General features: G+C 45.9%; 11 protein-coding genes. 9 read left to right on the top strand and 2 right to left on the bottom strand.

The annotated features are described in order from the left end of the window. Positions 1-56 precede the first annotated feature (56 nt). Positions 57-1,175 carry a sporulation integral membrane protein YtvI gene (ytvI, locus tag FS628_RS04840; protein WP_145319548.1) on the bottom strand — a complete coding sequence of 373 codons (1,119 nt, stop codon included), beginning with the start codon at positions 1,173-1,175 and terminating at the stop codon, positions 57-59. Between the two features lie 529 nt (positions 1,176-1,704). Between ytvI and citZ the strand changes: the two genes are divergently transcribed. The 4 genes from citZ (at position 1,705) to FS628_RS04820 (ending at position 5,774) form a co-directional block, all read left to right on the top strand. Continuing rightward, positions 1,705-2,817: a citrate synthase gene (citZ, locus tag FS628_RS04835; protein ID WP_145319545.1), complete on the top strand. Its 1,113-nt coding sequence runs from the start codon at positions 1,705-1,707 to the stop codon at positions 2,815-2,817. A gap of 147 nt (positions 2,818-2,964) precedes the next feature. After that, on the top strand, positions 2,965-4,257 hold the full coding sequence (icd, locus tag FS628_RS04830) for an NADP-dependent isocitrate dehydrogenase (protein WP_145319541.1): 1,293 nt from the start codon (positions 2,965-2,967) through the stop codon (positions 4,255-4,257). A 15-nt stretch (positions 4,258-4,272) separates the two neighbouring features. After that, positions 4,273-5,214, top strand: coding sequence for a malate dehydrogenase (gene mdh / locus FS628_RS04825; RefSeq protein WP_076330336.1), 942 nt, complete (start codon positions 4,273-4,275; stop codon positions 5,212-5,214). Positions 5,215-5,348: 134 nt separating this feature from the next. After that, positions 5,349-5,774, top strand: coding sequence for a hypothetical protein (locus FS628_RS04820; RefSeq protein WP_145319538.1), 426 nt, complete (start codon positions 5,349-5,351; stop codon positions 5,772-5,774). 218 nt (positions 5,775-5,992) lie between these two features. On the opposite strand, the gene FS628_RS04815 is transcribed toward FS628_RS04820, so the two are convergent. After that, the gene (locus FS628_RS04815) at positions 5,993-7,552 is read right to left on the bottom strand and encodes a histidine kinase N-terminal 7TM domain-containing diguanylate cyclase (RefSeq protein WP_145319535.1); all 1,560 of its coding nucleotides are present in this window, start codon (positions 7,550-7,552) and stop codon (positions 5,993-5,995) included. A 390-nt stretch (positions 7,553-7,942) separates the two neighbouring features. Between FS628_RS04815 and FS628_RS04810 the strand changes: the two genes are divergently transcribed. The 5 genes from FS628_RS04810 (at position 7,943) to FS628_RS04790 (ending at position 13,503) form a co-directional block, all read left to right on the top strand. Then, positions 7,943-8,812, top strand: coding sequence for an SDR family oxidoreductase (locus FS628_RS04810; RefSeq protein WP_145319532.1), 870 nt, complete (start codon positions 7,943-7,945; stop codon positions 8,810-8,812). 297 nt (positions 8,813-9,109) lie between these two features. After that, positions 9,110-9,457: a cupin domain-containing protein gene (locus FS628_RS04805; protein WP_145319529.1), complete on the top strand. Its 348-nt coding sequence runs from the start codon at positions 9,110-9,112 to the stop codon at positions 9,455-9,457. Positions 9,458-9,500: 43 nt separating this feature from the next. After that, the gene (gene pnpS / locus FS628_RS04800) at positions 9,501-11,324 is read left to right on the top strand and encodes a two-component system histidine kinase PnpS (protein ID WP_145319527.1); all 1,824 of its coding nucleotides are present in this window, start codon (positions 9,501-9,503) and stop codon (positions 11,322-11,324) included. Positions 11,325-11,440: 116 nt separating this feature from the next. Next, the gene (locus tag FS628_RS04795; RefSeq protein ID WP_145319524.1) at positions 11,441-12,169 is read left to right on the top strand and encodes a response regulator transcription factor; all 729 of its coding nucleotides are present in this window, start codon (positions 11,441-11,443) and stop codon (positions 12,167-12,169) included. A 152-nt stretch (positions 12,170-12,321) separates the two neighbouring features. Continuing rightward, positions 12,322-13,503: a methyl-accepting chemotaxis protein gene (locus FS628_RS04790; protein WP_145319521.1), complete on the top strand. Its 1,182-nt coding sequence runs from the start codon at positions 12,322-12,324 to the stop codon at positions 13,501-13,503. Positions 13,504-13,722 lie beyond the last annotated feature (219 nt).

Raw genomic sequence — 13,722 nt, 5'->3', positions numbered from 1 at the left:
TAGTTCTGTTGAACGGAGCCTTTTCTATTATACCTGTATGCTCCTGCAGATAAGCCTCATCGGACACGTCCGTTAATGATATACGTTCTGAGATCACGCAATACGTTAGCACGATTGAACGCATCAAGGATCACCAGACTGACAGGACCAATAATCAAGCCGAGTACGCCAAAAAGTTTCAAACCCACGAACATGCCAACGAGCGTGGCGAGCGGGTCGAGTCCTACGCTGCTGGCAAGTACCTTCGGTTCAATTATCTGACGGGCAATCAGTAAGATCAGATAGATAACACTAATGCCAATACCAAGATACAGATCTCCATTCATAAACAGGTATGCTGCCCAGGGCACCATGACAAGACCAACACCCAGATAAGGAAGCAGATCGACCAAACCAATCATCAGAGCGATGGTGAAGGCTGAATTGACCTGCAAAATAAGTAGTCCAATCATGACGAATAGTGCTGTAATCGAGATCATGATCAATTGTGCTCTTGCGTATCCGAACAGTGCCTTCTTAAGGTCAGTCCATATGTCGGAGATCGGCTTGCGAATGGAAGAGGGTACCCATCCCGATACGGTGATGCTGTGCCTGGTCCAACTTTTGCTAATGAAGAATGTAGACAACAACACAACGATTAATACCGCGCCCATGTTAGGCAGGGAAGTCAGCAGACTCAGAATCATGTTGAAAAATCCGGTGACCAGATCTGTCACGGCTGTACCCACCGTTTCGGTCGTTTTACTAATATTGCTGTTGATGGTTTCCTGGTAGTTGGGATTTTCCTTGTAAAATTCATTGATCTGCGCAGTCAAGCTCTGAATCGTGTCATTCTGGGTCCAGCGCACAAACGTGTCCTTGATCTCATCAACATGAAGATCGAAGCTCGTCGTGAGTGAAATGACTTCTTTCACCATACGGGTAACTGCCGCAGACAGCACTACCGCTATGGCTCCAAAATAAAGGATCAATGAGAGGGTCACAGCCAGCCACCGGGGGAATCGTGCTCTATGCTGAAGCAATTTCACCAATGGATTCATGGCATAGGCGATAATCCAGGCGATCACAAAAGGGTATAAGAGCGGGAACAGCAAGTATATGGCAACGGCGATCAGAAAGGTCGCAATAATAACCCATAAGCCGCGGAGCAGGCGTTTCAATATGATTCTATCCAAGCATCAACTCTCCTTATTTCAATTAAGCCGACCTATGTATAATTCATGAAGCCGTATTAGAATAGATGGCTATCTTAATTAATATAGAGCATTTACAAGGTTTTGAAACGCCGGGATGCTAACAGTGTGCGTTCAAAGGGGACTTTTTGAAGTACCTCTACCCAGAATCTTTCTTTTGCCTAGAGTATGCCTCAGTACTACAGAATATAGCAATAGAAAGTTCCTCAGAAGACAAGATTGGTTAAAAAACATTAAATGTCAACCTTGTTTTTGTAAAGGCTTTCAAAAATGCTTTATCACTCCGATAAAGAAGTTTGATGTGCGAATGATCTCGCATCATGTTCACATAAACGACAAAATCCAGTATGATGTTATAAGTAAATAGCGATTGACAGATAGGAAAACCGTATTTTGTATTATTTGGTAATTTTAAAATGAAAATGTTTACAAAAAGAGGATAGGTGCATTTTGGCACTTATATGGCACTCTGGAATGGTTCTTGATTTCGCTTATTAAAGGAGAGATGTATATGACAGCTACCAAAGGTCTGGAAGGCATCGTTGCAACAACCTCTTCGATCAGTTCTATTGTAGACGGTGTGCTCACATACCGTGGTTACGATATCGACGATTTGGCTGAACATGCTAGCTTTGAAGAAGTTGCCTATTTGTTGTGGTTTGGTAAATTGCCAACAACGGATGAACTGAAATCCCTTCGTAAAAGCCTGAGCGATTACGCGCCGATTCCGAGCGAATTGATTGCACAAATCCAATTGTATCCGAAAAACATCAGTACCATGGCAGCACTTCGTTCCGCTATCTCTGCACTTGCACTGTACGACGAGCAAGCTGATGAGATGACAACGGAAGCGAATGAAAACAAAGCAGTTAAGTTGCAAGCACAGTTGCCAACGATTGTGGCAGCCATCGCCCGTATTCGTCAGGGCAAAGAACCTGTGGCTCCAAAAGAAGGCGCTTCCATCGCAGAGAACTTTTTATATATGATGACTGGTGAAGAACCGTCCGAGACCGCAGTCAAAGCACTGGACCAAGCGCTCGTCCTGCATGCGGATCACGAATTGAACGCTTCGACATTTGCAGCCCGTGTAACGGTTGCTACGCTGTCCGATATCTATTCCGGTGTAACTTCCGCCATTGGCGCACTGAAGGGACCACTGCATGGCGGTGCTAATGAAGCCGTTATGAAAATGTTGAATGAGATCGGTACGCCTGATCGTCTGGAAGCGGCTATTCAGGAAAAACTGAACAACCGTGAAAAGATCATGGGCTTTGGACATCGCGTATACAAAAACGGTGATCCACGTGCCAAACATCTGCAGAAGATGTCCAGAGAACTGGGCGAAATGAACAATGATACACGTCTGTATGATATGTCTGTGAAGATCGAGGAACTGGTAACAGGACAAAAAGGACTGAAGCCAAACGTAGACTTCTATTCTGCTTCTGTGTATACCCAACTGGAGATCGAACAGGAATTGTTTACGCCGATCTTTGCGATCAGCCGGGTGTCTGGATGGACTGCGCATATTCTGGAACAGCTTGCGGACAACCGCATCATTCGTCCACGTGCGGAGTACACCGGTCCTACAGAACAGAAATACGTTTCTATTGAACTTCGCTAATAGTCGCAAAACCAGTATAATAATATAGACGAGGTGAAGGGTTGGAAAGTAGAAGCCTTACTAGCTTGGACTTTCAGGACCCTTCCTTCAACAAGACTAGTGGTATGATAAATACTGCATATACAAAACTTAGGAGGAATTTTAACTATGAAATTAGAAAAATTTGCTCACCCAACTGAAGGCGAAAAAATTCAAATTGATAACGGTACACTTCAAGTACCTAATAACCCGATCATTCCATTTATCGAAGGTGACGGTACAGGCCGTGACATCTGGAAAGCTTCCAAGCGTGTATTGGATGCAGCTGTTGAAAAAGCATATGATGGCAACAAAAAAATCGCATGGTATGAAGTGTTTGCTGGACAAAAAGCATTCGATACATACGGTGAGTGGTTGCCGAATGATACACTTGAAGCCATTCGTGAGTATATCGTAGCGATCAAAGGACCATTGACTACGCCAATCGGTGGCGGTATCCGTTCCCTGAACGTAGCGCTGCGCCAAGAGCTTGACCTGTACACATGCTTGCGTCCGGTACGTTATTTTGACGGTGTACCTTCTCCGGTAAAACGTCCTGAGTTGGTAGACATGGTCATTTTCCGTGAAAATACGGAAGATATCTATGCAGGAATCGAGTATGCTGAAGGTTCTGAAGAAGTGAAAAAAGTAATCCAGTTCCTGCAACAAGAGATGGGTGCTAACAAAATCCGTTTCCCTGAGACTTCCGGTATTGGTATTAAACCGGTTTCTTCCGAAGGTTCCAAACGTTTGGTACGTGCAGCAGTGCAGTATGCAATTGATCATAACCGTAAGAGTGTTACATTGGTACACAAAGGTAATATCATGAAATTTACTGAAGGTGCCTTCAAAAACTGGGGATACGAAGTGGCTGAAGAAGAGTTCGCTGACAAAGTATTCACTTGGGCACAATACGACATCATCAAAGAAAACGAAGGTACAGATGCAGCGAATGCAGCACAAAAAGCTGCTGAAGATGCTGGTAAAATCATCGTAAAAGATGCGATTGCCGATATCGCTCTGCAACAAGTATTGACTCGTCCAGGTGAATTTGATGTTATCGCAACATTGAACCTGAACGGTGACTATCTGTCCGATGCACTTGCAGCGCAAGTTGGCGGAATTGGTATCGCTCCTGGAGCGAACATCAACTACGTAACAGGACATGCTATCTTCGAAGCAACTCACGGTACTGCACCTAAATACGCGGACAAAGATGTTGTGAACCCTGGTTCCGTTATTCTGTCCGGAGTAATGTTGCTTGAGCACTTGGGATGGCAAGAAGCAGCTAACCTGATCTACAAAGGTATGGAAACATCCATTAACAATAAAACAGTAACGTATGACTTTGCACGTCTGATGGACGGCGCTACTGAAGTGAAATGTTCTGAATTCGCGGATCAAATCATTAAAAACCTGTAAGGGGAGATGTGAATCTTGACTATTCAGCGCAAAAAAATCACAGTAGTCGGCGCCGGTTTTACCGGTGCTACGACCGCATTAATGCTTGCCCAAAAAGAACTCGGGGATGTTGTGCTGGTTGATATTCCTCAACTGGAGAACCCGACGAAGGGGAAAGCACTCGATATGATGGAAGCAAGTCCTGTTCAAGGATTTGACAGTCATATCGTCGGTACTTCCAACTACGAAGATACTGCAGGTTCTGAGATTGTAATCATCACCGCTGGTATCGCCCGTAAACCGGGTATGAGCCGCGACGATCTGGTCAATACGAATGCGGGTATCGTGAAGTCCGTTTGTGAAAATGTGAAAAAATATTGCCCTGATTCCATCGTCATTATTCTAAGCAACCCGGTGGATGCGATGACGTATGCTGCCTATCAGACCCTCGGTTTTCCTAAAAACCGTGTTATCGGTCAGTCAGGTGTTCTGGATACAGCACGTTATTGTACCTTCATTGCACAAGAGCTGAATGTATCTGTTGAAGATGTTCGTGGATTCGTTCTAGGCGGCCACGGAGACGACATGGTGCCACTCGTTCGTTATTCGAGCGTAGGTGGTATTCCGATTGACACGCTGATTCCTGCAGACCGCATCGAGTCCATTGTTCAACGCACACGTGTTGGCGGTGGCGAGATTGTGAACCTGTTGGGTAACGGCAGTGCCTATTATGCACCAGCGGCTTCACTCGTTCAGATGACCGAAGCGATTTTGAAGGACAAGAAACGCATCATTCCAGTGATCGCTTATCTCGAAGGGGAATATGGCTACAATGATCTGTTCCTTGGTGTACCAACCATTCTGGGTGGTAACGGCATTGAGAAAATATTTGAACTTGAACTGACAGCGGAAGAAAAAGCAGGATTGGACAAATCGGCTGATTCGGTACGCAACGTCATTTCGGTAGTAAACTTATAAGTTTGATCACTTTTTGAACAGAAATAAAAAGAAAACCTCCGGAGAGCCGGAGGTTTTCTTTTCTTTGGATAAGTTCCCCAGTATAATGGGATGTGATGTATAGCACACCGAAAATGTTGAGGAGGATGAAAATTTTGACAATGATTATGTATCTGCTCCATATTGTTGGAGCACTGGCGATGGGGTTCTATCTGATTTTGCCATTCGTGGTCGGTAAAATCCGTACCTTGAATGCTGCAGCACAAGAGGGAGCATTTGCGTCGCTTCGTTCTTTGAACAAAGTCGCGCAGTATGGACTTGTGATTCAACTTCTTACAGGCGGTTACCTGATGACAAAAGGTGAGTATTCTCATATCTGGATGGCTGTCGTTGTTGTTCTGCTCTTGGCTATTGCGGCTATTGGAGGAATTATGGGTAAACCGCTGCGACTCGCTGCAGAAGGTGTGAAAAACAAGCGTGATGTGGGCGCGGAACAAAGCAAGATCCGTATGTTCAGTACACTTCTGGCTGTGTTCTTGCTGATCATGGTGTATCTGATGGTGAATAATCAGGTAATCTAAGTACGTTGTGGACGGTTAAACCAACTCTACGATGATGTATTCTGAGCCGTAGATGAAGCGTTTGCATGTCATATGGACAAGCTAAATCAGTTTACGTAAGAGGGTATTACGTTATAACGAATGAAAAATAGACAGCCTCTTGGGCTGTCTATTTTTGTTATTGCGACGAGAAGCTCGCAATTAACTTCATACATCGCATCAGAGAAGGCCAGCTTTGGTTAGACTGTACTCACAGCATGTGTACGAACTGCATTTCGACCATTGCGCTTGGACTCATACAAGGCAGTGTCAGCGTCGCGCAGCAAGGACTCCAGGGAATCCACCCCGCCATTGTACTGGGCAATACCAAAGCTTGAGGTCAGCGTAATAGGGAGACCCTGAACATCGAGCGGTTCATTCAACAAGGCAACTCTCAGTTTCTCTGCCAGTTTCTCAGCTTCTTGAAGCGATGTATTCGGAAGAGCGATGACGAACTCTTCTCCTCCATAACGGGCGAACAACATCTCAGGGTTCAAATATCGATTACATACGGAGACCACATGAATGATGGCCTGATCTCCAACATCATGTCCGTAGGTATCGTTGATGCGTTTAAAGTGATCAATATCAAATAAAATAAAGGAAACAGGTTGCAGATTAAGCTGAGCTTCACTTAAAATTTCCCGCCCCTTATGCAAAAATTGCGTGCGGTTATATATTTTGGTCAGACCATCGAAATATGCCAGTTGCTTCAACTGTTCTTGCAAGAAACGTTGTTCCGTTATATCAATAAGCATAATGAGGCTGCCCACAGTCTGTGCGTCCTTGTTGTACACGTAAGATGTTCGGACCTGATAACAGACGGTCTCTCCGTTTAACTGCCAGTACAGATCGGTTTGTAATCCTTCCCTGCCGTATTCGACGGGAAAGGCCTCTCCTGCAAGATTAAGCCATATGTCATCCAAGGGTTGGCCGATCATCGCCAGATTAAGCTCTGGCAACATGTCACGCAGAGATCTGTTGTAATCGACCAGGCGATTGGAACTATCCAGTACAATAACACCTTCACGCATGCTCTCGAAGATACTGTCTTTGGCGATTGGTACGATGGTCAGCAGACGTGAGGATAGAATCGCCCAGATATACATGGCAGAGGTAATACACATGAGTACTGGCACGGGGTCCATCCCGCCTGGCGTCAGACCAAGCAAATACAGGAAAGCGGCGACCATCGGAATAATCTGCGAAGTAATCAGTGTAAGTAATTGACGACGATACATCTTCTTGGTGTGTCTCCATTGTCCAATCAGAATAAGACAGGCACACAACAGACAGGAGAAAGTGAAGGCACCGTGCACGACATACCATTGGCCTACTGCGATATCCATCAGAGGTACGGGACTATCTTCTCTTAGCCATACTTTTTTATAAAAGAGATGATGGAAGTCATTGGTTGCTACCATACATAGCGTAATGGAAGGGATTACAAACAGCGCGGCAGTTACCTTTTTGGATAACGTTTTTCCTGTATATTTTATCATCAGTATAAGGCCGAGAGAGGCGGAGAAAGGCATGCCTATATACTCCACGGTGGTCCAAAACTTCATTTGCTCCAGCGTGTTGCTGGCCAGCTCAATCGCGTAACCAAAAGTGTAGATGGAGAGTGCTGCTGTGTAGAGAATGAATATTTTGGCACTGGGAATCTCGGATCTTCTGAAATAGGTATACAAACACAAAAACACATTCAGTACGGCTGAAGTGGCTACGAGTGTTATATATGAATTAATATGCGATTCCATTGTCAGGTCTCCATGTCAGGTTAGAATGATTAAGCCAGCAATAATGAAAATCTAAGCACATCTGTATACTGTACATTGTACATCAGCCCAAGCAGCATAGGAATACACTTTGTATCATGAAACAGTCTAATTTCGAATGAATTTCGAATTTTCGGCAAAAGAAGTAATGACGCAAACAGGTTGTTTGATATCCAAGTATCGTGGTAAATAACGATTAGAGACAGCACGCTGAGGCTTGAGTTGCTGTTGATCGCAGAAGAATAATCTGGACTATTACTGCCATCCTACAGAATGAGACTTTTTTCAGAGAACGAAAGACAGGGAAGTGTGCAGTTATGTCCATGTCTTCTGTAATCCAAATATGTTCACATTTTGAGAGGAGAATGTTAGATGTCAACTACACCACAAAATCAAAAAACAATGCCGGCACAGCACCAGGATCAACGCCCCGGAATCGAATCGGAGATGCATCCCAGACCGGAATTTGAGAAGCCTGAATACAAGGCAGCAGGAAAACTGACGGGTAAGGTGGCGCTCATTACAGGGGGTGACAGCGGGATCGGACGTGCTGTTGCTGTGACGTACGCCAAGGAAGGCGCGGATGTCGCGATTGTATACCTGAGCGAGCACGAAGATGCCAAAGAGACGAAGCGTCAGGTCGAACAAGAAGGACGCAAGTGCATCTTGATTGCCGGGGACATTGGTGACGATACCTTTGCCAAGAAGTCGGTTCAGCAGACTGTAGATGAACTGGGTAAACTGGACATAGTCGTGAATAACGCTGCAGAACAGCACCCACAGCAGAACCTGGAGGATATCACACCAGAACAGCTGGAACGTACATTCCGTACCAATATTTTTGGCATGTTCTATGTGACGCAGGCTGCACTGCCCCATCTGAAGAGTGGCAGTACGATTATTAACACAACATCCATTACGGCCTATCGCGGCAGCCCGACCTTGCTTGACTATTCATCTACCAAAGGAGCAATCACATCGTTCACACGTTCTCTGTCGATGAATGTGATTGAGAAGGGCATTCGTGTCAATGCCGTTGCACCGGGACCGATCTGGACACCGCTCATTCCATCCACATTTGATGAGAAGAAAGTAAGCGAGTTCGGCGCAACGCAACCAATGAAGCGGCCGGGACAACCGGATGAACTGGCTCCCGCTTACGTATACCTTGCTTCGGATGACTCTTCGTATGTGAGCGGACAGGTGATGCATGTGAATGGTGGCGAAGTGGTGAACGGGTAATTCGTTAAGAAGGTTCAGGTTCGGAATAGGATTAATATTAAAGAGGCGTATCGCTTTCAGCATTGCTGAGCGGTGCGTCTTTTTTTATGTGAGGGTATACAAGGCAAAGGATATAGTTTAGCACCTGTTTACAAAAGTCTGCATCTCTGTTGATACAACTATGATATTTTACCATTAGCCCTGTCTGTCTGAAGCCGAAGTAGCACCGTTTGTTGCAAAGCTCGATTGAAAAGAATGGAAGACTAATGATCTATGATATGATAGATCGAGCAAGTTTACTTCAGGGGGTTCATGCATATGAAAATGAGCAAACAGAATGCAGCACATTATATATGGGGTGCACAGTGTGATGGATGGCATCTCGTTCAAAATGAAACACTGAGCATCATTCATGAGCGGATGCCGGCAGGAACGGCTGAAATACGACATTATCATTCGATAAGCCGTCAGTTCTTTTTTATCCTCAGCGGTGAAGCCTGCATGGAACTACATGGAGAAGAGTTCGTGCTCGAAACCCATGAAGGGATAGAGATTCCTCCAGGAGAGCCTCATCAGATGATGAATCGAAGCGATTCAGATACCGAATTCCTGGTTATTTCCCAGCCTGGCACCCGCGGGGACCGAATTGAATTGGATTCATTGTAGAGCAAGTCATTAAATATTAATTTGATCATAAAGGAAGAGATAGATGAGACCGTTCCGAATTCGCCTTGCCATCATTATGATGGTGCTGATCGGTGTATCCGTCATTGTGGCTGGATATACGATGGGCAGAGTGTTTAAGACTACACATACTACCGCACTGGAGCAAACCATGGTACGCGAGATTAATTTGCTCAAAGCCACATTCCCATTCCATGATGCAAGTGATCCAACCTCGCAAGAAACACGAAAGTATTATTCAGATCGGGCGCTGGAATTGGATCGTCTGACGGATTCCCGGGTAACCTTCATCAATAAAGATGGAACGGTTATCGGAGATTCAGAGAGTGACCCGGCCTCCATGGATAATCACTTGGACCGGGAGGAGATTAAGGGCGCCGTTGGAGACGGGTATGGGCAGTCCATACGTTACAGTGAAACATTGGGACAAGACATGCTCTATGTGGCACTACCTGTGAATTCGGATCAAAGTGACATGATTGAAATACCGAGCGGCAAATTTGATGGCTACATCCGTCTTTCCATGAGTCTGCAGGCTGTGGATCAGGGGCTTCAGCGTGGCTGGATAATCATGTTTGCTGCACTGGGACTCCTGTTCCTGATTGTCGCGTTTGTCAGTTACCGGGTTGCACGGGGATTAACCTCTCCGATTGAGCATATTACGAAAGTAGCCCATCGAATTACCAAGCTGGAATACGATGCGAGAGTTGATGTCACGCGCAGGGATGAGATCGGACAACTTGGGCTCGCGATAAACGGAATGGCGGATAGTTTGCAGTCTCAGCTGAAGACGATTCGTGATAATGAGGCACTGCTACAGAGTGTCTTGGCGAATATGACCGGAGGCATTGTCATGATCGATGCAGCGCAATCCATTGCACTGGTCAATCGGGAAGCGGAGCGTATGCTGGGTATTCAGGCTGGAAAGGTTACGGGTAAGCCTTATATTGAACTGAAGAGACACTACGAGTTGACCCGTACCATTGAAGAGAGTGTTGCACTTCGTGATCGGATGCATGAAGAAGTGAGCGTGTTCAACCCGGAAGAAAAATTGATCCGTATTGACGGCGTACCGATGTCCGAAGATGATGGCGGGTATCGAGGCATGTTGTTCCTTTTGCAGGACGTGACAGCAATCCGGCGACTGGAATCAATGCGCAGTGAATTCGTTGCGAATGTCTCTCATGAGCTCAAAACACCTGTTGCTGCAGTCAAAGGCTTTGCCGAAACGTTGCTCAGTGGCGGGGTTCAGGATAAAGAGACAGAGCGCTCATTCTTGCAAATCATCTATGATGAAGGCGATCGACTTAATCGTCTAATTGGGGATATTCTGGAGTTATCCAAAATTGAATCCAAACGCGCACCGCTGCAATGCTCACCTGTTCATGTGCACTCTTTCTTCGAAATGGTGCTGGGTACTCTATCGAAAGTGGCGGAGAAAAAGCAGATTCGTCTGGAAATGAATGTTCCCGAGGAACTGTACATTGAAGCAGATGAGGATAAAATGAAGCAGATCTTTATCAATCTGTTATCCAACGGAATCAACTACACCCCAGAGGGCGGACGTGTGAAGTTGCAGGTGAATATGGATCAGAACGATGATGAAGTCGTGTTTGCTGTGTCGGATACGGGCATTGGCATACCGAAAAAAGATTTGCCGCGAATCTTCGAACGTTTCTATCGCGTGGATAAAGGCAGATCCCGTAATTCCGGGGGCACGGGGCTTGGACTTTCCATTGTTAAGCATCTGGTGGAATTGCATCATGGCAAATTGTCTGTAGAAAGTGAGCTGGGCATGGGCACAACGTTCCGCGTTATCCTTCCATTAATTCAGGACGAAGAGATCTAGGTGTTTGGGCGCAAAATGTAAAAAGTATGTATTGTTTTACACAGCGTTAACATTTTAGTGCTATGATAGAAAAAGTGTTGTGGCAACAGACAACCTATGAAGAGAGAAGGGGTATCATGGCACAGCGTTTGCTAGTTATTGAAGATGAACCTACATTATCGAGATTGCTCACGTATAACCTGACACAGGAAGGTTATGACGTTACAGCCGAGGATCACGGATCTGCAGGATATGACCGGGCCTTGTCACAGGAATTTGATCTCATTTTGCTGGATCTGATGCTTCCGGGCATGAATGGTCTGGACATTCTGAACAAGCTAAGAATTCAAGGTGTCACTACGCCCGTTATCATTCTGACGGCCAAGAACGGTGAAGCCGAGGTTGTGCAGGGGCTGAAATCGGGTGCCGATGATTATATTACCAAACCATTTGGCGTATCTGAGTTATTAGCCAGAGTGGATGCGGTATTAAGACGTTATTCCAATGGTGAAGATTTACCACAGCCTGAGGACAAGGATGGCTCGCGAATTATTCTGGGAGAGCTGGAGATCTATCCTCTGAAGTATGAAGTGACTCTGGGTGGACAATCCATCAGCCTGCGTCCGAAAGAGTTCGAAGTACTGCTATATTTGGCCAAAAAGCCGGGTGTGGTGCTGACCAGGGACGATCTGATGAACGCTGTGTGGGGCTTCGATTATATCGGAGGCCAACGAACCGTGGATGTTCATGTCAGTTCATTACGTAAAAAGCTGGAGCTTGATCCGGAATCGGTTCACATTGATTCGATTCGTGGTGTAGGTTATAAATTGGTTGTCAAAAGAAAAACTCCCCATCATTCAAGTTAGCAATGATCGGGGAGTTTTATTTTACGTTCATTTAACATAAAGGAAGACTTTTCTTTACGTAGAGGGAGTAGCATGGACTTATCTTAGTGATACTTTGTACCTATACATCCCGCCTCAAGACGGAGCTAATACGTAAAGGAGATTGCGCATTTATGCCCATGTTGCTCGAAGTGAAACCCGATCAGCCTCATGTTGTTTTACATAATGAAGAATTAACGACACCCATAATGGAGCAAACTGAAGTAGCACTAGTTGCTGAAGAACCTGTAATCCATTTGCATGACTATTATCGTCAGGTTCCTGTCGCCGGGGTCCATACAACCTGTGGAGAAGCTGCGACGATGATGAATCAGGATCAGGAGTACCCATGTATTGTACTGTGTGATGAACAGATGAAACCGACGGGATTGTTAATGCGAGAGACGTTATATCGAATGTTAAATGGTCGGTTTGCCGCAGATCTATTTTACCGTAAGCCGGTCATACAAGTAGCCAATGCTTCTCCGGTTATTGCGGATATTCATATGGAAGCCACAACGATTATCGATATCGCCCTTGGACGGGATGAACAGCATTTCTACGACTGTCTGCTGGTTACGGAACAAGACAGACTGCTCGGCGTGCTGACGATGCGTGATGTGATGTCCCTCTCCCGCAGGCTGCAACAGGCTTCATCGGCAGAGCGTGTACGTACGGTAACCGAGAGCAGACAGGAGATATCCAGAATCAACGATGCAGTCACCAAGCTGGTGCATGCAGCTAACCAGACGGTACATGAAGCCCGTGAGATCATGGCATTGTCCAAGCATGGAGAAGAGAGTCTGAAGGACGTCGATGCTTCCTATAACCGGGTGCATCAGCACATGGAGAGTCAAGGGCAACATGCAGATCATATGCTGAATTCGATTAAAACAGGATCGGGCATGGCACAATCCATCCGGTCGCTGGCAGATCAGAGTGGCCTCCTTGCCCTGAATGCTTCCATAGAAGCAGCTCATGCGGGTGAATATGGACGAGGCTTTCAGATTGTTGCAGGCGAGATCCGCGCGCTCGCGAAACAGACCCGCGAAGTTGCAGGGAGCATGTCTTCTTTGCTTGAGAACATTGGTGGACTGACCCTTCAGACCGTGGAACTGGTTAAGGCAAGCGGAGCGGAGATTGACGACAGTTCAGTGCATGTCACCGCGGGAGGAGCAACGTTCCGGCAACTGAACAGTGCGGTGAGAGACCTCTCCCGTATAGCAGAGGAGATTGCCATGGAAGGCGGCAAAGCTGGTGAAGTCGCAGAGCATATTCGAATGAAGCTGGATGAGATGGTCTCGGATAGCGAGTGAATTACATGCAATTCAATAAGGCAGACATCAGGAATCGGAATGATCGATGAAGCAGATCATGAAGGTTAAGGATGTCTTTTTACATTCCGTTAACATGAAAGTGATACTGTTTTTACAATGAGAGGGTAGGATAATAAAGATGGCCGAGCAGCGATGAAAGAATATCAGCATCGGTCTCAACGTAAAGGGAGTTTCAGTGTCCCTGCAGCGAAGGAGAAG

The sequence above is a fragment of the Paenibacillus xylanexedens genome, assembly GCF_007676705.1.
Taxonomy (GTDB): Bacteria; Bacillota; Bacilli; order Paenibacillales; family Paenibacillaceae; genus Paenibacillus; species Paenibacillus xylanexedens_C.
The sequence above is the reverse complement of the archived record's forward strand: the minus strand, read 5'-3'. Positions and strand labels throughout refer to the sequence as shown.

Excerpts from the sequence above, each read along its gene's own strand:
- citZ (WP_145319545.1), top strand. The coding sequence starts at position 1,705 with ATGACAGCTACCAAAGGTCTGGAAGGCATCGTTGCAACAACCTCTTCG.
- icd (WP_145319541.1), top strand. The coding sequence starts at position 2,965 with ATGAAATTAGAAAAATTTGCTCACCCAACTGAAGGCGAAAAAATTCAA.
- FS628_RS04815 (WP_145319535.1), bottom strand. The coding sequence starts at position 7,552 with ATGGAATCGCATATTAATTCATATATAACACTCGTAGCCACTTCAGCC.
- FS628_RS04810 (WP_145319532.1), top strand. The coding sequence starts at position 7,943 with ATGTCAACTACACCACAAAATCAAAAAACAATGCCGGCACAGCACCAG.
- FS628_RS04805 (WP_145319529.1), top strand. The coding sequence starts at position 9,110 with ATGAAAATGAGCAAACAGAATGCAGCACATTATATATGGGGTGCACAG.
- pnpS (WP_145319527.1), top strand. The coding sequence starts at position 9,501 with ATGAGACCGTTCCGAATTCGCCTTGCCATCATTATGATGGTGCTGATC.
- FS628_RS04795 (WP_145319524.1), top strand. The coding sequence starts at position 11,441 with ATGGCACAGCGTTTGCTAGTTATTGAAGATGAACCTACATTATCGAGA.
- FS628_RS04790 (WP_145319521.1), top strand. The coding sequence starts at position 12,322 with ATGCCCATGTTGCTCGAAGTGAAACCCGATCAGCCTCATGTTGTTTTA.